A 20,700-nucleotide genomic window follows, 5' to 3' on the forward strand; every position below is an offset into this window, starting at 1 on the left:
ATCCTTAGGTGCGGAGCCTGCCAGAGCGAGCCGTTCTTGGCAACCACCAGGCCATTTCTGCTGAGGGCAGGTGCTGGTGGCATGTCCCTCCGCCTCCACCGGGGCCGCTTTACACCTTTCCGGAGAATGTGCTCAGCGGATCGCGAAGCCGTCGTAACCGCCCCGAGGTGTGTCCCAGATCTCGGTCACGCCGTCCACGCGCCCGGGCGTGTCGTGCCCCCGGAGCCAGTCGAGGAGTCCTTCGCAGCCCGCGCGCGATCCCTCCGCGACCACTTGCACGCGCCCGTCGCCCAAATTGAGAGCAAAACCACTCAGGCCCCCGATCTCCAGGGCCTTGGCACGGGTAAACCACCGAAAACCCACACCTTGCACACGCCCTCGCACCCAGGCGACCAACCGCACATCCTCGCTCATGGCTGCAACCTAACCGGCCAATGTCTCTCGGGACACTTGCTCCCCACCCGCCATGCGGTACCGTCCGCCCCAATGAATCTCATATGAAACTCACTCGATCGAGTGAGCTGGGTCACCGCACGGACGAGTTGACCGCAAGGACGAAAGGCAAGGACATGGGACGCCACCGACGCTCCGCCGCCGGCCGCGCCGCCACGAGCCGCGCCACGGGGGTCACAGAGACGCACGGCTCATACACGAGCGGCTACGACCCGCACGACTCGTACGACTGGAACGACCGCTCCGACCGGAACGACCGCTTCGACTGGAACCCGGCGGACGGCTCCACGATCGGCATGGCGCCCTATCTGCACCCGGAGGGCCCCGCCGAGCTCCACCCGAACCACCAGGCTCACTCGAGTCACCAGCCTCAGGCGCACCACGAGGCACCTCCGAAGTCCGAGGCCCGACTGCGGGCCGAGTCCCGCCTGAAGGCCGACACCCGGCTGAAGAGCGAGGCCTATCTCTTCGCCACCGAGGAGGACTACGCCGTGGTCTTCCCGGAGGCGGCCGCCTCCCGTGGCGACGGCTCACGCCCGGGCAACGGCCGTGGACGCCGTCGTAAGCGCAAGGCCGTGACGCCCGTCAAGACGGGTCTGATCGGGGTCTCCGCCGCCGTCGCCATCGGCACGGTCGCGGTCGCCGCGGGTGCCATGCCCGGGCTGGACAACTACAAGCTCGGCGGCGGCAACAACAGCGACAAGGTGCAGGCCGCCGGCTCGCCGTCCAACTCGGCGACCGAGCAGGGCGGTACCTCCGGCAGCGCCGAGTCCCGCGACTCCGGCTCGGCCACGAGCCGTGACGCCAACCGCGCGGCCTCTCCGTCGGCGGCTCCGACCAAGTCCGCCACCGCTCCCGCCACCAAGGCCCCGGCAAAGAAGCCGGCGGCCACCCCGACCGAGGAGCCGACGACCTCGACTCCCTCGGCGAAGCCCACCCCGACGCCGACGCAGACCGCCGACACACCCGTGACGGTCTCCGCGGAGGCCGCCGCCGAGGCCGAGGTGCTCAAGCTCGTCAACGAGCAGCGGGCGATCGCCGGCTGCACCCCCGTGGCCGCCAACAGTTCGCTGACCACGCTGGCCGAGAACTTCAGCAAGCAGATGGCCGACGAGGACTTCTTCGACCACACCGACCCCAGCGGGGCCACCCCGTGGGACCGGGCCGAGACGCTCGGCATCACCAACCTCGGCGGCGAGAACATCGCCCGAGGCCAGGCCGACGCGGCCGCGGTCATGGACGCCTGGATGAACAGCCCCGGCCACAAGGCCAACATCCTGAACTGCGACTTCAAGACCCTGGGTGTCGGTGTGCACTTCGGCACCGGCGGCCCGTGGTGGACGCAGGACTTCGGGTACTAGTCCGACGCAGACAGGCACCGGCAGGCACCGGCAGGCACCGGCAGGGAGCGCTAACCGACGGTTAGTGCTCCCTTCTGGTTAGCGCTGCGTTCGCGTACGCTGTGGAAATGGACACCACCGAGGAGCGTACGGAGGAGCAGAACCTCCCGTACAGCGTGTTCGCCAAGGCCTGCCCCTCCCGGGCCACCCTGGAGCACGTCACGGGCCGCTGGGGCGGACTCACCCTGTGCGCGCTGCACGAGGGCTCGCTGCGCTTCAACGAGCTGCGGCGGCGCGTGGACGGCGTGAGCGAGAAGATGCTCTCGCAGACCCTGCACGCGCTGGAGCGCGACGGCCTGGTGCTCCGCGAGGCCCAGCCGACGAACCCGCCCCGCGTGGACTACGAACTGACCCCGCTCGGACGCGACGTCGCCGAACACCTGAAGGTGCTCGTCGACTTCATGGAGAGCCGCATGGACGACGTCCTCGCGGCCCGCACGCGCTACGACGAGACGCGGGACGGCCGCTAACTCCTCGGCACCCGCTGGCACTTCGGACAGAAGTAGCTCGACCGGTTCATCCACGCCTGCCGCTTCATCGGCGTACCGCAGCGCCTGCATGGCAGACCCTCACGGCCGTACGCGTCGAGCGAGCGGTCGAAGTAGCCCGACTCGCCGTTCACGTTGACGTACAGGCTGTCGAAGCTGGTGCCGCCCACGTCGAGGGCCGCGGTCATCACATCCCGTGCGTGGCCCAGGAGTTCGGCGGTGCGCGGACGGGTGAAGGTCGCGGTCGGGCGTTCGTAGTGGACGCGGGCCCGCCAAAGGGCCTCGTCCGCGTAGATGTTGCCGACTCCACTGATCAACGACTGGTCCAGCAGGGCCCGTTTGATGGTCGTGCGCTTGCGGCGCAGCGCCTGGTGGAACAACTCGTCGTCGAACAAGGGGTCCAGGGGGTCGCGCGCGATGTGCGCGATGACGTCCGGCAGTCCGTCCGGGGTGGTGTCGTGCAACGACAGCCCGCCGAAGGTGCGTTGGTCGACGAAGCGGAGTTCGGTACCGAGCGTGTCGGCGAACCGGACCCGGATGCGCAGGTGCTTCTCGTCGGGGAACTCGTGCTGCTGGACGAGGAGTTGGCCGCTCATCCCGAGGTGGGCCAGCACCGCCTGGTGAGTGTCCTCCAGCGGCAGCCACAGGTACTTCCCGCGCCGACTGGGCGTGCCGATGCGATGCCCCTTGAGGCGGTGCGCGAAGTCGTCGGCGCCGGCGACATGGCGTCGTACCGCACGCGGATGCAGCACCTCGGTGTCGGTGACGGTGCGTTGGGCGACCCACCGCTCCAGACCCCGCCGGACGACCTCGACCTCGGGCAACTCGGGCATGGCATCCCCTGCTGGTCACGGGTGAACGATCCGAGCGCCCGCCCCACTCGGGGACGGGCGCTCGGGTCGTACGGTTCGGTCAGGCGGACGCCGACGACGGGTCGGCGCTCTCCTCGGCAGGCTGCTCGGCGGCCTCGGTGGCGAGCTCGACGGCCTGCTCGGCCGCCTCCTTCGCCTTCTTGGCGCGCTCGTCCGCGTCGGCCCGGATGGACCGCCAGGCGGACTCGGCGGCCTGCTGCTCCGCCTCCTTCTTGCTGCGGCCGGTGCCGGTGCCGTACGAGACGCCTCCGACGCGGGCGGCAGCAGTGAAGGTCTTCTCGTGATCGGGGCCGGTCTCCGTGACCAGGTACTCGGGGACACCGAGTCCTTCGGTCGCGGTGAGCTCCTGGAGACTGGTCTTCCAGTCCAGGCCGGCACCGAGGTTCGAGGACTTCTCGATGAGCGGGTCGAACAGGCGGTGCACCAGTTCGGAGGCCGCGTCGAGGCCCTGGTCGAGATAGACCGCGCCGATCACCGCTTCCAGGGTGTCGGCGAGGATGGACGCCTTGTCCCGGCCACCCGTGCCCTCTTCACCGCGGCCGAGCCGGATGAAGGAGCCGAGTTCCAGACCGCGACCGACCTCCGCCAGCGCACGAGAATTGACCACCGCGGCCCGCAGCTTGGCCAGTTGGCCTTCGGGCAGGTCGGGGTGGGTCGTGTACAGCGTGTCCGTGACGACGAGGCCGAGCACGGAGTCCCCGAGGAACTCCAGCCGCTCGTTCGTCGGCAGACCGCCGTTCTCGTACGCGTACGAACGGTGGGTCAGCGCACGCACCAGAAGGGCGGACTCGAGGTGATACCCGAGCCGCCCTTCCAACAGCGTGTGGGACGAGGCCGTGTCCGCCTGCTTCTTGGGGACTGAGTCCGCCTTGACGTCAGACATGGAGCCTCTCACCAGCCGCTCAGACCTCGAGGACCTGGCGCTTGTTGTACGTGCCGCAAGACGGGCACGCGATGTGCTGCTGCTTGGGCTCGTGGCAGCGCTCGCACGCAACCAGAGGGGTGACCGCAGCCTTCCACTGCGACCGGCGGTGGCGCGTGTTGCTGCGCGACATCTTCCGCTTCGGAACAGCCACGGCTACTTCTCCTGCTTCTCGTTGGCGCGCGCCGGTCGGGGCGCCTCGCCACTGATCTCGTCCTTCTCGCCGTCTTCGAGTGAACCGGCGAGTCCCTGCAGTGCCGCCCAACGGATGTCGACGGCGTCATGGTGGTGGTCCGGGTCGTCCGCGAGCCGCGCTCCGCACTCGGAGCACAGGCCCGGACAGTCGTCCTGGCACACCGGCTGCATCGGCAGTGCGAGCACCACCGCATCGCGCAGCACGGGTTCGAGGTCGAACAGGCCGTCCTCGATGAAGAGCCTGTCCTCGTCTTCCTCGGCGTCGTCGACCGGCTCCGCTGTGGGGCGGCCCCGGTCGTCGGCGTCAGGGTACGAGAACATCTCCTGGAAGTCCGCTTCGAGCGACAGCTCAAGCGGCTCCAGACACCTTACGCACTCCCCCTTGGCCTGTGCACGGGCGGTGCCTGTGACAAGCACCCCTTCCATGACCGACTCAAGGCGGAGGTCGAGCTTCACCGGGGCGCCTTCCGGCACTCCGATGACTCCCTGGATCCCGAGATCATTGGGAGCGTCGATCGAACGGGTCAGGCGCTGCAGCGCACCAGGACGCCGCCCCAGCTCGTGAGTGTCGAACACGAGAGGGTTGCGGTGGTCGAGGCGGGCGTTCAGAGCCATTCCTGTCTTTCGGTCTGCTGAGCTCAAGGAGCGCTGCCCTTCGGTGCTTCCGGGCAGCGGTGATCGCGGACGTACACGCGACCGAAGAGCCAGGATACTGGACCTTTCGCTCACGGCCCAATCCGGTGGTCCCTTACAGGCCTCGGCCCTGCTCGTACGCGCGCAGCTGCTCGGCGCTGATCATGCCGGTGTCGAAGAGGCTGGTCTCGTCGAGGGCGTACCCCTGCTGTCCCTGCGGGTCCAGCTGCTGCGCCTGCTGCATCTGGTTCGGGTCGTACACGGGCTGCTGGCCGGTGTCGTAGCCCTGGTACGCGTACGGGTCGGCCTGCTGATACCCGTACGGGTCCTGCTGCTGGGGCTGGGCGTACTGCTGCTGATAGCCGTACTGGTCCTGCTGCTGGCCCTGCTGCTGGTAGTCGTAGGCCGCCTGCGGGGCGTAGTCCTGCTGCTCGGGCTGGAGCGGGGTGTTCGAGACGGGGGTGTCCGTGACGGTCGCGAGGTCGGCGAGGTAGTCGGCGTCGCTGGTGTGCTGGACCTGGTTGCCGTCGTCGTCGAAGGCGAGGGCGCCGAGGTCGTCGCTGGCGATCCGGCCGTGCAGCTTCTGCCGGCCCTTGCCGACGGCCTCCAGGGTCTTGGCGAGGACCGCCTCGAAGGCGCCGAGCTTGACGTCCACGTACGCGTCGGCGTCGCGACGCAGGGTCTCCGGGTCGTGGCTGCGCTCGGGGGCGTCCTCGTCCTCGTAACCCTGGTCGTCGATGCCGGGCCCGGTGCCGAGCAGCTTCTCGCGGCCCCGCCCGACCGAGCCGAGGGTCTTGGTGAGGACGACCTCGAAGTTGGCGAGCTTGGAGTCGACGTAGTCGTCGGCCTCCGCGCGGACCTCCTCGGCCTCCTGGCGGGCCTCGGCGAGGATGCGGTCCGCCTCGTTCTGCGAGCGGCGGGCGACCTCGGTGTCGGAGATCAGCGAGCCGCGCTCGGCGTGCGCGGTCTGGATGATCCGCTCGGCCTCCTGACGGGCCTGCTCGACCATCTCGTGCCGGCCGCCGATCAGCTCCTGCGCCTCGGCCAGCGAGTCGGGCAGCGCCGCGCGCACCTCTTCGAGCATGGCGAGCAGCTCGGCGCGGTTGACCACGCAGGAGGCCGACATGGGCATGGACCGGGCGCTGGAGACCGAGGCGACGATCTCGTCGAGCTTCTTCTGCACGTCCACCGTGTGCTCGCCACTCTCTACCGACGTGTTGGAGACGGACGGGTCGACTGTACGACCACTCCCGTCCCGCCCGACACCGGGTGACGCACAGTCAGTCCCTCAGGCCTTGCCGATACGGCCCTTGAGCGCGTCCAGGACCACCGTCGGCACCAGGTGGGAGATGTCGCCGCCCCAGGTCGCGACCTCCTTGACCAGCGAGGACGACAGGAAGCTGTAGGTGGGGCTGGTCGGGATGAACAGGGTTTCGACGCCCGAGAGTCCGTTGTTCATCTGGGCCATCTGCAACTCGTAGTCGAAGTCGCTGACCGCGCGCAGGCCCTTGACGATGGCCGGGATGTCGCGCTGCTTGCAGTAGTCGACGAGAAGGCCGTGGTAGGCCTCGACCTGCACATTGCCGAACTCGGCGGTGACCTCACGGATCAGCTCGATCCGCTCGTCGACGGTGAACAGGCCCTTCTTCGACTGGTTGATCATCACGACGACGTGCACGACGTCGTACAGCCGGGAGGCACGGGCGATGATGTCGAGGTGGCCATTGGTGATGGGGTCGAAGGACCCCGGACAAACAGCGCGGCGCACTTGATTTCCCTCGCTCTCCGGTCCGGTCATCGTGCGTCTTCGCACGTAGAGGCGGCGCGACCGTACCAAAAGGTCCCCTCGCCGTAGCGACGGGCCCGGATCCCCTCGAAACCGTCCGGCCACCCGAATTCGCCGCCTCTGGTGCTGCGCTCCACGGTGACGAGAGCGTCGGGCGCGAGCCAGCCCCCCGACCGGAGTGTGAGGAGAATCTCCCGAAGATCGTGATCTGCGACAACATACGGCGGATCGAGAAAGACGATGTCGTACGGCTCTGCCGGCGCCGCCGTCTGGACGACCTGCTCGGCCTTGCCCGCCCTGACCTCGGCACCGGGGAGGCCGACGGCCTTGACGTTCTCCCTGATGACCCGGGCGGCCTTGGCGTCGGCCTCGACGAGGAGGGTGTGGCCGGCCCCTCGGGACAGCGCTTCCAGGCCTACGGCTCCTGAGCCCGCGTACAGGTCCAGGACCCGTTCGCCGTTCAAGGGGGCGCCCAGGAGGGACTGCCAGGTGGAGAAGAGGCCCTCGCGTGCGCGGTCGGAGGTGGGGCGGGTTCCGGTGCCGGGCGGCACGGCGAGTCGACGTCCGCCGGCTTCGCCGGCGATCACGCGGGTCATGTGGGGTCCTTGATCGTGGGTGAGTGCAGGTCCATTGTGGCTGGTCGCGCAGTTCCCCGCGCCCCTGGGTAAGACAGCCTCAGCCCTTTTCCAGGTACTGCTCTCTCTCCTCATCCAGTAGGGCGTCCAGCGCTGTACGCAGCCCGGGGAGGTGCTCCAGCTCCGGATCGACCTCCACCACCTTCGTCGCCTCCTCCCTCGCCTCCGCGATGACCTCCTCGTCCTCGATGACCGACAGCACCCGCAGAGACGTACGGGCGCCGGACTGCGCCTGCCCCAACACATCGCCCTCCCTCCTCTGCTCCAGGTCGATGCGGGAGAGCTCGAAACCGTCGAGGGTCGAGGCGACGGAGTTGAGGCGCTGGCGAGCCGGGCTGGCCTCGGGCATCTCGGAGACCAGGAGACAGAGGCCGGCCGCGGAACCGCGGCCGACTCGGCCGCGGAGCTGGTGGAGTTGGGAGACGCCGAAGCGGTCCGCGTCCATGATCACCATGGCTGTGGCGTTGGGCACGTTGACGCCGACCTCGATGACCGTGGTGGCGACCAGGACGTCGGTGTCACCGGCGGCGAAGCGGCGCATCACGGCGTCCTTGTCGTCGGGGTGCATCCGGCCGTGCAGCACCTCGATCCTGAGGCCCTGGAGGGGGCCCTTGGCGAGCTGGGCGGCGACGTCGAGGACGGCGAGCGGCGGGCGCTTCTCGGCCTCGTCCTCGGCGGACTTCTTCTTGGCGGCCTTCTTGGGGTCGTCCTCCTCGTCGCCGATGCGGGGGCAGACGACGTACGCCTGATGGCCGTTGCCCACCTCCTCGCGCACCCGCTCCCAGGCACGGGCGAGGAAGTGGGGCTTGTCGGCGGCGGGGACGACATGGCTGGCGATGGGTGAGCGGCCGGCCGGGAGCTGGTCGAGGACCGAGGTCTCCAGGTCGCCGAAGACCGTCATGGCGACCGTGCGCGGAATGGGGGTGGCGGTCATGACGAGGAGGTGCGGGGGCTGTTTGCCCTTGCCGCGCAGGGCGTCTCGCTGTTCGACACCGAAGCGGTGCTGTTCGTCGACCACGACCAGGCCCAGGTCGTGGAACTGCACCTTGTCCTCGATCAGCGCGTGCGTGCCGATCACGATCCCGGCCTCGCCGGTGACGAGGTCGAGGAGTGCCTGGCGGCGGGCGGCCGTCCCCATGGATCCGGTGAGCAGCGTGACCTTCGTGGCCCGCTCGGCCCCGCCCAGCATCCCGCCCTCGGCCAGCTCCCCCATCATCTCGGTGATGGAACGGTGATGCTGCTGGGCGAGGACTTCGGTGGGCGCGAGCATCGCGGCCTGACCGCCGGCGTCGACCACGGCGAGCATGGCTCGGAGGGCCACCATGGTCTTCCCCGATCCCACCTCCCCCTGCAACAACCGATGCATCGGATGCTCCGTCGCCAGGTCGTCGAAGATCTCCTTGGACACCTTCACCTGCCCGTCCGTGAGGGTGAACGGGAGGCGGTCGTCGAAGGCCGCGAGGAGGCCGTCGGGGGCGGGTTTGCGGGCTACCGCCGGGAGTTGGGCGTCGGTGTGGCGGCGGCGGGCGAGGGCTACCTGGAGGACGAAGGCCTCGTCCCACCTGAGGCGGTCGCGGGCGGCGGCGATGTCCGCCTTGGTGTGGGGGCGGTGGATCTTGAGGAGGGCTTCGGGGAGGGAGACCAGGCCGCGGCCCTCGCGGAGGGTGTCGGGGAGGGGGTCGACGGCCTCCTGGGCGCTGGGCAGGGCCGTCTGGAGGGCCTTGCCGATCTTCCAGGACTCCAGTTTGGCGGTGGCGGGGTAGATGGGGATCAGGGTGCCCGCCCAGGTCTCGACCGTCTCCTCGGCGTCGCCCTTCAGCAACTCGTATGCCGGGTGGGCCAGTTGCAGTCGGCGGTTGAAGACGGAGACCTTGCCGGCGAACATCGCGCGGGTGCCCGGCAGGAGTTCCTTGTGGGGTTTGTGGACTCCCGAGCCGAAGAAGACGAGTTGGAGCCGGCCGCTGCCGTCCGTGATCGTGACTTCGAGTCGCTGGCCCTTGCCCCGGGGGGCCTTGCTGGACGCGAAGGTGTGGAGGCGGGCGTCGGCGACCTGGGCGACCACGGTGACGTGCTCGTCCATCGGCAGCTCGGCGAGGTGCGTGAGCTGGCCGCGCTCCTCGTATCTGCGCGGGTAGTGGTGCAGGAGGTCGCCCACTGTGTGCAGGCCGAGATGCTCGGCCATCACCTTCGCGGTGGCGGGGCCGAGCACCTTTTTGAGTGGTTCTTCCAGTGCGGGCACGAGATCCATTGCACACCACGTCACTGACAATGCCGTATACGTCTCCCGAAACCCCTGGTCAGACGGGTCGTTCGGGCCTAGGATGACGCGCTCCGGCCATCCCCCGCGGTCACCGCCTCACAGGGACCGCCCGACCCTCGCGCCGTTCGCACCTCCCCCCACCTCGGCGCTGCGACGATGGACTCCCAGACCTCACAGTCATCACAGGCATCCCAGTCACCTCACACGTTCCAGGTCGACCTGCGCGGTCTGGTGGACCTGCTCTCCCATCACCTCTACTCAAGCCCCAAGGTCTATCTGCGCGAACTGCTGCAGAACGCCGTGGACGCGATCACCGCCCGCCGGGCCGAGCAGCCCGACTCCCCCGCTCTGGTGCGGCTGTACGCCGACGGGGGCACCCTGCGCGTCGAGGACTCCGGTGTCGGGCTCACCGAGGCGGACGTGCACAACCTCCTTGCGACCATTGGCCGTAGCTCCAAGCGCGCCGACGGGCTTCAGGAGGCCCGCTCCGATTTTCTCGGGCAGTTCGGCATCGGGCTGCTGGCCTGTTTCGTGGTCGCCGAGCGGATCCGGGTCGTCAGCCGCAGTGCCCGTACGCCCGACGCGCCGCCCGTGGAGTGGACGGCGACGGACGACGGGTCGTACACGGTGCGGACCCTGCCCGCCGCCGAGCACCCCGAACCGGGCACCACCGTGCACCTGGTGGCGCGCGCGGGGGCCGGTGAGTGGCTCACCAAGGAACGGGTGCTCGCGCTGGCGCGGGACTTCGGGGCGCTGCTGCCGTACGACGTGCGGGTGGACGGTGAGGCGATCACCGATCTGCCGGCGCCCTGGGACCGGCCGTATCCGAGTCCCGGTGCGCGCAGGGTGTCGCTGGCCCGGCACTGTCACGAGCTGTTCGGGTTCACGCCGTTGGACTCGATCGAGCTGTCCGTGCCGCTCGCCGGGATCCGCGGGGTGGCCTATGTGCTGCCGTCGGCGGTGAGCCCGGCGCAGCGTGCCACGCACCGGGTGCATCTCAAGGGCATGCTGCTGACCGAGCGGGCCGAACAACTGCTGCCCGACTGGGCGTTCTTCGTGCGCTGTGTGCTGGACACGGACAGTCTGCGGCCCACGGCCTCGCGCGAGTCGCTGTACGAGGACGAGACGCTGGCGGCCGTACGGGAGGCGCTGGGGGAAAGGATTCGCTCCTGGCTGACCGGGCTCGCGGCGGGCGATCCGGAGCGGCTGGCCGCGTTCCTGTCGGTGCATCACCTGGGGGTGAAGTCGCTGGCGCGGCACGACCCGGAGATGCTGCGCACGATGCTGCCGTGGCTGCCGTTCGAGACGACGGACGGCCGGGTGTCCCTGGAGGAGTTCGCGCAGCGGCACGCGGTGGTGCACTTCACGCGGACGGTCGAGGAGTACCGGCAGGTCGCCCCGATCGCGTCCGCGCAGGGCATCGGGGTCGTCAACGGCGGTTACACCTACGACGGCGAGCTGGTCGAGGCGCTGCCGTCGGTGCGCCCGGGGACGGTGGTCGCCGAGCTGGACTCGGACACCGTGACGGCGCACCTGGACTCGGTCGATCCGGCCGAGGAGCTGGCGCTGGCGGACTTCCTGGCCGCCGCGCGGGCCAAGCTGGACCCCCTGGGCTGCGATGTGGTCCTCCGGGCGTTCCATCCGCTGTCGGTGCCCGCGCTGCACCTGGACGACCGCTCGGCCCGGCACGAGCAGGCCCGCGCGGAGGCCGAGGAGCAGGCCGACGACCTGTGGGCGGGCATCCTGGGCTCGCTGCGGGGCAGCGCGCCCCGCGCGCGGCTGGTGCTCAACCATCTCAACCCGCTGATCCGTCGCATCAGTTCACTCAGGGACCGGGACCTGATCGGGACGGCCACGGAGTCCCTCTACGGGCAGGCGCTCCTGATGGCGCAGCGACCACTGCGCCCCGCCGACTCGGCACTGCTGAACCGGGCGTTCATCGGCCTCCTGGAGTGGGCCACACACGGGGAGGGCGACCACTGATGACAGGGATCACGGACTTCGACGCGCTGCGCCGGGCGATGGCCGAGAACTCCGAGGAGCCGGAGGGACCGGCCCGCAACGCGCGCGCGGAGCAGCTGCTCGCCGAGGCCGAGAAGCTGGACATCCCGCTCGCGGTGATCGAGGCACTGGGGCACCAGCTGAAGGTCTACAACTACAGCTCCGAGAAGGACAAGATGTTCGTCCCCTTCGCGCGCCTGCTGCGCATGTGGGACGAGCGGCCCGAGGACTTCGACGAGTACGAGATCCACTCGCTGCACTGGGTCTTCAAGTGGATGTCGTCCGGGATGCTCGGCCAGCCGCACATCCCGCTCGCGTCGATCGAGAAGTGGCTCGCCGAGATGGAGCACCGCTACCGGCTGGCCGGGCACTCCGAACGGGCCGTCCGCAGCGCCGAGTTCAGTGTCGCCTCGCACGTCGGGGACCTGGCGCGGGCCGAGCGGGCGTACACGGCATGGCTGGCCGCCGACCGGGACACCATGGCCGACTGCCACGCGTGCGAGCTGCACAGCCAGGGCGAGTGGCAGGCCGAGCGGGGGCGCTATGCCGAGGCCCTCGACCTGTGGGGCCCGGTCCTGGAGGGCGAGTTCACCTGCGCCCACGAACCGCACACCGTCCTCGCGTCCTCCCTGGCCCCGCTGCTGCGCCTCGGACGGGCCGACGAGGCACGCGCCCACCATCTGCGGGGTTTCCGGCTCGTACGGCCCATGGAGAGCATGCGGGGCGCGTACGCGGACCATGTGGAGTTCTGCGCGCTGAGCGGCAACGAGGCGCGCGGTCTGGAACTGCTGGCGGAGCGGCCGGCGTACTTCACGGACTCCGGGAACCCGCGCAGCGGGCTGGAGTTCCTGTCCGTGGTGACGCTGCTGATGGACCGGCTGACCGAGCTGGGGCTCGGCGACCAGCTGGTGCCGGGACCGACCGGCCGGCCCTGGACGGCCCGTGAACTCGCCGCCCACGCGCGCGTGGAGACCCTCGCGCTGGCCGCCCGCTTCGACGAGCGCAACGGCACGACCCATGTCGGCGACCGGGCACGTGCGCGCATGGATCAGCGTCCCCTGGTGGAACGACTGCCCCTGGGAGTGCGTTCGGCGGGCCGGACGACCGCGGCACCGGTGACCGTGCCCGCCCCCGATGCGGCCCCGGAGAAGGACCTCTCCGCGCTGCTCGCGGAGGCGCGGCGGCTGTCGGACACGCTGCAACCGCACGCCGTGGAGGCCTGGTTGGCCGTCGCGCGGGCCGCCGAGGGCGTCGAGCTTGCCGCCCTCGACCGCGCGGAGATCGCCGACCACCAGGCGATGGACCGTGGCCCCGAGGGCGTCGCCCTCTTCGAGCGGGCAGCCGAGCTGTACGCCGAGGCGGGCGACCCCGGGGAGGCGTGGGCGGCACGCGCGCGTGGGGCGTACGTACGCGCTCTCACGGGCGAGCTCGACGAGGCCCTCGCGGCGATCGCCGAGCCGTACGACGGGGTGCTCGCCCTGTACGCCGAGGGCACCACGGGCGTGCGGCAGGCGGCGGGTGTGCTGATGAGCCGGGCGCGCGTCCTGATGCGGGGCGTGCACGAGGACCCCTCGGGCGACTCCCCCGACGGCGAGGTCCTGGCCGCCGCCGAGGCCGCCGTCCGGGAGGTGCTCGCCTTGGTCGACGGGCACACTGGGGACGACGTCCGGCTGGCCGCGCGGGGCGCCGAGGGGCAGGCGATGCTGGCCGAACTCGCGGTGCGGACCGGGGACTTGGAAACGGCGGTACGGCTGTTCGCGAAGGCCTCGGCGGCTTTCGTGGCGGCCGGTCTGCCGTGGTTCGCGGTGGAGTACGAGGCCCGGTCGGCCGGGCTCGCCCATCACCTCGGGGACATCGCGGAGGCGGAGCGGGCGCTGCGGGCCGCCCTGGAGCACGGCGGGCCGTACCTGGAGGCACCGGGGCGGGCGCAGCTGCATCTCCAGCTCGCCGAGGTGCTCGGCGGCCGGGGCCGGTCCCAGGAGGCGGCGGAGCACGCCCTGGAAGCCGCGCACTGGTCCGACGAGGCGGGCGAGGGCCCGACGCTGGGCGCCTGGGCGCGGCACCAGCTGGGCGGCTTCCTGCTGCGTCAGGGCCGGTGGGCCGAGGCCGCGGAGGTGCTGGAGTCGGCGCTGCCCGACCTGAGCGCCGAGACGCACGGCGACGGCGCGGTCGTCCAGACGAAGTGGTGGCTCGGGGACTGTCTGAGCGAGCTGGGCGAGCACCGCGCGGCGGCCGAACGGCGGTTGCAGGCGGCCGAGATCGCCCGGCACTGGCCCGAGCAGCACGACCACGCGACGCTCGCCCATCTCGCCGCCGAGTCCCTGGGGCACGCGGGGATGCACACCGAGGCGGACCAGGCGTACACGCGCGCGGGCGACCTGTGGCGGTCCTTGGGGAATGTGCACGGGCTGGTGCGTTCGCTGCGCGCCCGGGCCTGGCTGGCGTTGCGCGCCGACCAAGGGCTCGACAGCGCGCGGGAGTTGATGTCGGCCGCGATCGAGGAGTGCGAGGCGGCCCTGCTGGTGACGGACGACGAGGAGGCGCGGCAGCGGCTCACCGGTGAACTCGGCCACACGCACCGGCAGTTCGGCGAGCTGCTGGCCCGTTCGGTCGCCGAGGAGGCCGAGGACACCGCGATCCAGGGCGCGTTCGAGGACGCCCTGGCGCAGACCGCGGAGGCCGTCGCCGTCTTCGCCGCCCTCGGGGACGGCGCCGTGCACACCCGCACCGCCGCCGAACTCGCCGCGGGCTGGCTGGAGGCGGACCTCAGCCGTCCGGCCGACGCGGCGGCACGCGCGCGTGGCGTGCTGAAGGCCTACGAGGGTGCCGACGACGGCGACGAGACGGTACAGGCCCGTCGCGCCGAGGCCGAGCAGCTGCTCCAGCTGATGGAGGAGCAGAACGACAAGTAGTCCCTACCTGTAGTCCCCACCCGGCCCTATTCGACGCCGATGAGCAGCAGGGCGCCCTGCCGGCCGCCCCGGTACACCACCGTGTCGACGGCGAGGTACGACTCGCGGACGTGGACCTCCAGGACGTCGGCGACGCTCTCGGGGGCCTCGTCGCCCAGGACGAGGGTGACGAGTTCGCCGCCGGCCGCGAGCATGCGGTCCAGGACGGCCCGTGCGGTGGCCGTGACATCGGCGCCGATCACCGCCACGTCGCCGTCGACGAGGCCCAGGACGTCCCCGGCCTGGCAGATGCCGGCCATGGTCCAGGACTGGCGTTCGGCGACGGCGACCTCGGCGTAGCGGGTCGCGCCGGCCGCCGAGGTCATGGAGACGACGTCCTCGTCGAAGCGGCGCTCGGGCTCGTGCACGGCGAGCGCGGCGATCCCCTGGACCGCGGAGCGCGTCGGGATCAGCGCGACCCGGATGCCCTCCGCGCGGGCCTGCTCGGCCGCTGCCGCCGCCGTGTGCCGCAGGTCCGCGTCGTTGGGCAGCAGCACGACCTCACGCGCGTGTGCCCGCCGCACGGCCGCGACCAGCTCCCCGCTGGCAGGCGGCTCCCCCGGGCGCGCGAGCACAGTGGTCGCGCCTGCCTCGCCGTAGAGCCCCGCCAGGCCCTCCCCCGGGACGACGGCGACGACGGCCCTCTGCGCGCGCTCCCTGGGCGGCCGTTCGGCACCGGTGGTGTGGACGTCGCCGAGCCCGAAGTGGGTGATCCGGATGCGGTACGGCCGTCCGGCCTCGACGCCCGCCTCCACGGCGGCGCCGGCGTCGTCGACGTGCACATGGACGTTCCACAGGCCGTCGCCGCCGACCACGACGAGCGAGTCGCCGAGGGCGTCGAGCCGGTCCCGCAGCCGGGTCACGGCGCTGTCGTCGGCCTCCAGGAGGTAGATCACCTCGTAGGCGGGCCCGCCCTCCTGGAGCGCCTCCGGACCGTCCTCGCAAACAGCCGCGTCAGGAGCACCGGCAGCCAGAACAGCCTCCACGCGCGCGTGCCCCCCGAAGGCCGGCGCCTCCCGTGTGAACGTCTCCACCAGCGCGGCCAGCACCGCCACCAGCCCCCGGCCGCCCGCGTCGACCACTCCCGCGCGCTCCAGGACGGCCAGCTGCCCCGGGGTCGCGGCCAGCGCCGCGCACGCTCCGTCGTAGGCGGCCCGTGCCACCGTCCCGCAGTCGCCCTGGGTGTCGTCTGCCGCGTCGGCCGCCGCCGAGGCGACCGAGAGGACCGTGCCCTCGACCGGGTGGGCCACGGCCTGCCGGGCGGAGTCGGCCGCGTGCCGCAGCGCGAGCCGCAGCCCCTCCCCGTCCGTGTGAGCCGTCTCACCGTCTGCGGCCAGCACCTGGGCCATACCGCGCAGCAGCTGCGCGAGGATCGTCCCGGAGTTGCCGCGCGCCCCTATGAGGGCCCCGTGGGCCATCGCCCCGGCCGCGTCGGCCAGCAACGGCTTCTGCTCGGTCACGGTGCCATGTCCGGCGAACACCGCCTCTACGGCCGTGACGGCGGACTCCATGGTCAGGTAGAGGTTGGTGCCGGTGTCCCCGTCGGCCACGGGATACACGTTGATGGCGTCGATCTCCTCGCGCGCACGCCCCAGCGCGCGCAGCGCGAGACCGCACCAGGTACGCACCGCGAGAGCATCGAAGAATGTCTGCGGCACCTGCGGCACCTGCGCCTCCTTGAGCTGCTGGACTGGCACGCAGCGTAGACCCCGGAGGGGGCCGGGCCCGAGGAGGGCCGGAGCAGGCCCTCGACCAGGCATGGTAGTTTCGTTGAACCGGCGCAGTCGTTGTATGCTGCTCCGGTTGCCCGATCCCGATCGGGCCATCCCCCCTGGCAGTGCCACTTCAGATCCTAGATCCTGATCCCGGCATGCCGGGATCATCCGTAAGTGCATCTGTGCATCTGAAGTCTTTGGAGTGACCCGTGGCTGCCAACTGCGACGTCTGCGGCAAGGGGCCGGGCTTCGGCAACAACATCTCGCACTCGCACCGCCGTACGCCGCGTCGCTGGAACCCGAACATCCAGCGCGTTCGTACCGTGGTCGGCGGGACGCCGAAGCGCGTGAACGCTTGCACCTCGTGCATCAAGGCCGGCAAGGTCTCGCGCTGACGCACCGCTAAGCGCGCGGCCACTGCTGGTTCGCTGCATCGAGCCGGTCCACCTCGTGTGGGCCGGCTTTTTGCCGTGCCCGCTCAGCAGTCCTCGCGCCGGAGCGCCCACCCGTGATCCACGGGCCCGATGCCCCCGCCGAGCGCGAACCCCGCCGCGATCGCCCCGCTGACGTACTCCTTCGCCGCCGCCACCGCCTCCGGCACCGGCCGCCCCATCGCGAGCTGCGCGGCGATCGCCGAGGCGAGCGTGCAGCCCGTGCCGTGGGTGTGCCGGTTGTCGTACCGGGGCGCGCGCAGCCAGTGCTCCTCGGTGCCGTCGGAGAGCAGGTCCACGGCGTCGCCGGACAGATGCCCGCCCTTGACGAGCACCCACCGCGGCCCGTACGCCAGCACGGCCGCCGCGGCCTCCCGCAACTGCTCCTCCGTCTCGACCCGCACACCGGTGAGCTGCGCCACCTCGTCGAGGTTCGGCGTCGCCACGGTCGCCACAGGAAGCAGTTTCGTGCGTACGGCGTCCAGCGCGGAGTCCGCCAGCAGCGAGTCCCCGTGCTTCGAGATGCCGACCGGGTCGACGACGGCCGGTGCGTCCGTCCCCGCGAGCAACTCCGCGACCGTCTCGACGAGTTCGGCCGAGGCCAGCATCCCGGTCTTCACGGCCTGTACGCCGATGTCGTCGACGACACTGCGGTACTGCGCGCGCACCGCCTCCGCCGGAAGCTCCCAAGCGCCTTGCACACCAAGGGAGTTCTGCGCGGTGACGGCGGTGACGACGCTCATGCCGTGCACGCCGAGCGCGAGCATCGTCTTCAAGTCGGCCTGGATTCCGGCCCCTCCACCGGAGTCGGAACCGGCGACCGTGAGGACGTTGGGCTTCACGACTCGATGTCCCCGAAGTGGTCCCAGCCGCCCTTGCTGGTCCACGGCGCTCCGTCGACCGTCACCTGGGGCAGCGCCGAGGGGTTGAGCACCTCGCCGATCACCTTCCAGCGGGCCGGCAGCTTCACGTCCGGGGCGAAGGTGGCCACGATCGCGTGGTCCTCGCCCCCGGTGAGCACCCACTGGATGGGGTCGACGCCGACGGCCTGCCCGATGTCGTGCATCTGGGTCGGGATGTCGATCGCGCCCGAGCGGATGTCGATCCGGACCTTGCTCGACTCGGCGATGTGCCCGAGGTCGGCGATCAGCCCGTCGCTGACGTCGCACATCGAGGTCGCGCCGAGCCCAGCCGCCGCCGGACCCGCGTGGTACGGCGGCTCGGGGCGCCGGTGCGCCTCCACGAACGCGCGCGGCGAGCGGAAGCCCCGCGACAGCACCGCGTACCCGGCCGCGGACCAGCCGAGCCAGCCGGTCACCGCGACCACGTCACCGGGCTGGGCGCCGGCCCGGGTGACCGGCTCCCGGCCGCGCAGATCGCCGAGCGCGGTGATCGACACCATGATCGTGTCGCCTCGTACGACATCGCCGCCGACCACCGAGGCGCCCGCGACCTGGCACTCGTCGCGCAGGCCGTCCATCAGCTCCATGGGCCAGGTGACCGGGAGTTCGGCCGGCACGACGAGGCCGAGGAGCAGCGCGGTCGGTACGGCGCCCATCGCGGCGATGTCCGCGAGGTTCTGCGCGGCGGCCTTGCGCCCTACGTCGTAGGCGGTGGACCAGTCGCGGCGGAAGTGCCGCCCCTCCAGCAGGATGTCGGTGCTCGCCACAACCCTGCGGTCGGGCGCGGCGACGACCGCGGCGTCGTCGCCGGGGCCGACCCGGACCGAGGGAGTGGTGGTGAGCCGGGAAGTGAGCTCCCTGATGAGCCCGAACTCCCCCAACTCACCGACGGTGCCCTTCATCGTTCGTCCTCTTCTCGTGACGGCAGCGCCCGGTCGCGAGCCGTCGGTGTGCTCGGTACGGTCGAGGTGACCGTCAACTTCAGTCGTGCCCACGTCACGGCACGAGGGGAAGGGCTTCCGCGGGTCTCCCCGTGGTGAGCGGCGACGCGATACCGTGGCGTTCCTTTTCCCCACATGATCCTCGTGGCCGCCCTGGAGGTTCCGTGGTACAGGCGTACATCCTGATCCAGACGGAGGTCGGCAAGGCGTCGACCGTCGCCGACACGATCAGCAAGATTCCCGGAGTGATCCAGGCCGAGGACGTGACGGGACCGTACGACGTGATCGTGCGCGCCCAGGCCGACACGGTCGACGATCTCGGCCGCATGGTGGTCGCCAAGGTCCAGCAAGTGGACGGCATCACCCGCACCCTGACCTGCCCGGTGGTGCATCTGTAGCCCCCGTCTACCCTTGGCCGGTGAACTCTCTCCGTCACCGGCGCCGTTCTGTCATCGGGCTGTCCGTGCTCGCCCCGCTGATCGCCCTCGCGGGCTGCTCCTCGGCAGACGACAGCGCGTCGGCGGCGGTTCCCTCACCGGGCGCGAAGGTCACCGGGCTGTGCCGGAATCTGGACAAGGTGCTGCCGTCGAAGGTCGACGGCCAGGGCCGCCGGGATCCCGAGCCCGCGTCCGCGCTGACCGCGGGCTGGGGGAACCCGGCGATCATACTGCGCTGCGGTGTCGTGAGACCCGCGAAGATGAACGACCCGGAGGCCGACGGCGTCGAGGTGAACGGCGTGGGCTGGCTGCTGCAGAAGCAGGACGACGGGTCCTTCCGGTTCACCACGACGCTGCGCAAGGCGTATGTCGAGGTGACCATCCCGAAGGACCGCACCGGGGACGGTCTCGCGCCCCTGGTCGACCTGGCGAAGTCCGTGAAGAAGGCGATCCCCGCGGGGATCGCCGACTAGCTCGACCGGAGCGGCCCGTTCAGCGCAGTCCGGTGGACCGGCGCAGCGCCGCCTGCACCAGGCGGTCCACCAGCTCGCCGTAGGAGACCCCGGTGGCCTGCCACATCTGCGGGTACATCGAGATCGGCGTGAATCCGGGCATCGTGTTGATCTCGTTGATGACGAACTCGCCGTCCTCGGTGAGGAAGAAGTCCGCCCGCACCAGCCCCTCGCAGGAGGCCGCGTCGAAGGCGTCCACCGCGAGCTTCTGCACCTCGGCCGTCTCTTCGGGCGTCAGCGGGGCGGGCACGATGCCGGGGGTCGAGTCGATGTACTTCGCCTCGAAGTCGTAGTACGCGTGCTCCTGGGGCGGCGGGATCTCGGCCGGCACGCTGGCCCGCGGTCCGTCCTCGAACTCCAGCACCCCGCACTCGATCTCGCGTCCGCGCAGCGCGGCCTCCACGAGGATCTTCGGGTCGTGCCGCTGCGCCTCCTCGATCGCCTCGTCGAGTCCGGCCAGGTCGTCCACCTTGGTGATGCCGATCGACGAACCCGCGCGCGCGGGCTTCACGAACAGCGGCCAGCCGTGCTCACCGGCGAAGTCGACGATCTTCTTGCGGGCGGCGGACTCGTCCCGCTCCCACTCGCGCGGCCGGATCACCACGTAGGGGCCGACCTTGAGGCCGAACGAGGTGAACACCCGCTTCATGTACTCCTTGTCCTGGCCGACGGCCGAGGCGAGCACACCCGCGCCCACGTACGGCACACCGGACAGCTCCAGGAGTCCCTGGAGGGTGCCGTCCTCGCCGTAGGGGCCGTGCAGGACGGGGAAGACGACGTCGACCTCGCCGAGGGCCTTGGGCACGGATCCCGGCTCGCTGATGACGACTTCGCGGTTTCCGGGGTCGAGCGGGAGCACCACTCCGCCCTCGCTCGACTCGGCGAGCTCGTCGACGTCCGGGGTGCGGCGGTCGGTGATCGCCATGCGTTCCGGCGCGTCGGCGGTGAGGGCCCAGCGGCCTTCGCGGGTGATGCCGATCGGCAGGACGTCGTACTTGGTCCGGTCGATGGCCGCGAGGACGGCGCCGGCGGTGACCACGGAGATCCCGTGTTCGGAGCTGCGACCGCCGAACACGACGGCCACACGCGGCTTGCGAGGCGGCTGCTCAGGGCTCTGGGAGAGGTTCTCGGTGCTCATATCGCGATGAGCGTACCCGGTGGTACTG

20 protein-coding genes are annotated in these 20,700 nt (G+C 70.9%); 7 read left to right on the forward strand and 13 right to left on the reverse strand.

Going from position 1 to position 20,700, the window contains the following annotated elements:
* Positions 1–132: 132 nt before the first annotated feature.
* Entirely contained in the window at positions 133–414 is a 282-nt protein-coding gene (locus ACQHII_RS14845; RefSeq protein WP_381244567.1) for an acylphosphatase, read from the reverse strand.
* A gap of 155 nt (positions 415–569) precedes the next feature.
* On the opposite strand from ACQHII_RS14845, the gene ACQHII_RS14850 reads away from it, so the two are divergent.
* Together ACQHII_RS14850 and ACQHII_RS14855 are read left to right on the forward strand one after the other, a co-directional pair.
* The gene (locus tag ACQHII_RS14850; protein WP_427919760.1) at positions 570–1,814 is read left to right on the forward strand and encodes a CAP domain-containing protein; all 1,245 of its coding nucleotides are present in this window, start codon (positions 570–572) and stop codon (positions 1,812–1,814) included.
* Positions 1,815–1,921: 107 nt separating this feature from the next.
* Positions 1,922–2,323: a winged helix-turn-helix transcriptional regulator gene (locus ACQHII_RS14855; protein WP_427919761.1), complete on the forward strand. Its 402-nt coding sequence runs from the start codon at positions 1,922–1,924 to the stop codon at positions 2,321–2,323.
* Here ACQHII_RS14855 and mutM read toward each other — a convergent pair.
* From mutM to recG, 8 genes are all read right to left on the reverse strand, one after another.
* Positions 2,320–3,174 (reverse strand): bifunctional DNA-formamidopyrimidine glycosylase/DNA-(apurinic or apyrimidinic site) lyase, encoded by an 855-nt coding sequence (mutM, locus tag ACQHII_RS14860; RefSeq protein ID WP_427919762.1) that lies wholly within the window; start codon positions 3,172–3,174, stop codon positions 2,320–2,322. The two genes, ACQHII_RS14855 and mutM, sit on opposite strands and share 4 nt — an antisense overlap.
* Positions 3,175–3,253: 79 nt before the next feature.
* Entirely contained in the window at positions 3,254–4,096 is an 843-nt protein-coding gene (gene rnc, locus ACQHII_RS14865) for a ribonuclease III (protein ID WP_427919763.1), read from the reverse strand.
* Positions 4,097–4,115: 19 nt separating this feature from the next.
* Complete coding sequence (gene rpmF, locus ACQHII_RS14870) at positions 4,116–4,289, reverse strand: 50S ribosomal protein L32 (RefSeq protein ID WP_015657589.1); 174 nt, start codon at positions 4,287–4,289, stop codon at positions 4,116–4,118.
* 2 nt (positions 4,290–4,291) lie between these two features.
* The gene (locus ACQHII_RS14875) at positions 4,292–4,945 is read right to left on the reverse strand and encodes a YceD family protein (protein WP_427919764.1); all 654 of its coding nucleotides are present in this window, start codon (positions 4,943–4,945) and stop codon (positions 4,292–4,294) included.
* Between the two features lie 133 nt (positions 4,946–5,078).
* Positions 5,079–6,152 carry an ATP synthase F0 subunit B gene (locus ACQHII_RS14880; protein ID WP_427919765.1) on the reverse strand — a complete coding sequence of 358 codons (1,074 nt, stop codon included), beginning with the start codon at positions 6,150–6,152 and terminating at the stop codon, positions 5,079–5,081.
* A 99-nt stretch (positions 6,153–6,251) separates the two neighbouring features.
* Positions 6,252–6,731 carry a pantetheine-phosphate adenylyltransferase gene (gene coaD, locus ACQHII_RS14885; protein ID WP_427919766.1) on the reverse strand — a complete coding sequence of 160 codons (480 nt, stop codon included), beginning with the start codon at positions 6,729–6,731 and terminating at the stop codon, positions 6,252–6,254.
* Between the two features lie 26 nt (positions 6,732–6,757).
* On the reverse strand, positions 6,758–7,345 hold the full coding sequence (rsmD, locus tag ACQHII_RS14890) for a 16S rRNA (guanine(966)-N(2))-methyltransferase RsmD (RefSeq protein WP_427919767.1): 588 nt from the start codon (positions 7,343–7,345) through the stop codon (positions 6,758–6,760).
* Positions 7,346–7,424: 79 nt separating this feature from the next.
* Positions 7,425–9,632: an ATP-dependent DNA helicase RecG gene (gene recG, locus ACQHII_RS14895; RefSeq protein WP_427919768.1), complete on the reverse strand. Its 2,208-nt coding sequence runs from the start codon at positions 9,630–9,632 to the stop codon at positions 7,425–7,427.
* A 168-nt stretch (positions 9,633–9,800) separates the two neighbouring features.
* On the opposite strand from recG, the gene ACQHII_RS14900 reads away from it, so the two are divergent.
* On the forward strand, positions 9,801–11,627 hold the full coding sequence (locus tag ACQHII_RS14900) for an HSP90 family protein (RefSeq protein ID WP_427919769.1): 1,827 nt from the start codon (positions 9,801–9,803) through the stop codon (positions 11,625–11,627).
* The gene (locus ACQHII_RS14905; protein ID WP_427919770.1) at positions 11,627–14,557 is read left to right on the forward strand and encodes a tetratricopeptide repeat protein; all 2,931 of its coding nucleotides are present in this window, start codon (positions 11,627–11,629) and stop codon (positions 14,555–14,557) included. Before ACQHII_RS14900 ends, ACQHII_RS14905 begins: the two co-directional genes overlap by 1 nt.
* Positions 14,558–14,583: 26 nt before the next feature.
* Here ACQHII_RS14905 and ACQHII_RS14910 read toward each other — a convergent pair whose 3' ends face one another.
* The gene (locus tag ACQHII_RS14910) at positions 14,584–16,263 is read right to left on the reverse strand and encodes a DAK2 domain-containing protein (protein ID WP_427925311.1); all 1,680 of its coding nucleotides are present in this window, start codon (positions 16,261–16,263) and stop codon (positions 14,584–14,586) included.
* Between the two features lie 257 nt (positions 16,264–16,520).
* Between ACQHII_RS14910 and rpmB the strand changes: the two genes are divergently transcribed.
* On the forward strand, positions 16,521–16,706 hold the full coding sequence (gene rpmB, locus ACQHII_RS14915) for a 50S ribosomal protein L28 (RefSeq protein WP_004924906.1): 186 nt from the start codon (positions 16,521–16,523) through the stop codon (positions 16,704–16,706).
* Between the two features lie 83 nt (positions 16,707–16,789).
* Here the strand turns inward: rpmB and thiD are convergent, their stop codons facing one another.
* On the reverse strand, positions 16,790–17,584 hold the full coding sequence (gene thiD / locus ACQHII_RS14920; RefSeq protein WP_427919771.1) for a bifunctional hydroxymethylpyrimidine kinase/phosphomethylpyrimidine kinase: 795 nt from the start codon (positions 17,582–17,584) through the stop codon (positions 16,790–16,792).
* Complete coding sequence (locus tag ACQHII_RS14925) at positions 17,581–18,546, reverse strand: thiamine-phosphate kinase (protein ID WP_019068733.1); 966 nt, start codon at positions 18,544–18,546, stop codon at positions 17,581–17,583. Before ACQHII_RS14925 ends, thiD begins: the two co-directional genes overlap by 4 nt.
* Before the next feature lie 203 nt (positions 18,547–18,749).
* Here ACQHII_RS14925 and ACQHII_RS14930 point away from each other — a divergent pair, with 203 nt between their 5' ends.
* On the forward strand, positions 18,750–18,983 hold the full coding sequence (locus ACQHII_RS14930) for an Lrp/AsnC family transcriptional regulator (protein ID WP_019068732.1): 234 nt from the start codon (positions 18,750–18,752) through the stop codon (positions 18,981–18,983).
* A gap of 20 nt (positions 18,984–19,003) precedes the next feature.
* Positions 19,004–19,495: a DUF3515 domain-containing protein gene (locus tag ACQHII_RS14935; RefSeq protein ID WP_427919772.1), complete on the forward strand. Its 492-nt coding sequence runs from the start codon at positions 19,004–19,006 to the stop codon at positions 19,493–19,495.
* A gap of 19 nt (positions 19,496–19,514) precedes the next feature.
* Here the strand turns inward: ACQHII_RS14935 and ACQHII_RS14940 are convergent, their stop codons facing one another.
* Complete coding sequence (locus tag ACQHII_RS14940) at positions 19,515–20,672, reverse strand: D-alanine--D-alanine ligase family protein (protein WP_427919773.1); 1,158 nt, start codon at positions 20,670–20,672, stop codon at positions 19,515–19,517.
* Positions 20,673–20,700 lie beyond the last annotated feature (28 nt).

Origin of the sequence: Streptomyces sp. cg40 (assembly GCF_050320165.1) — a bacterium.
GTDB classification, from domain to species: Bacteria; Actinomycetota; Actinomycetes; order Streptomycetales; family Streptomycetaceae; genus Streptomyces; species Streptomyces hokutonensis.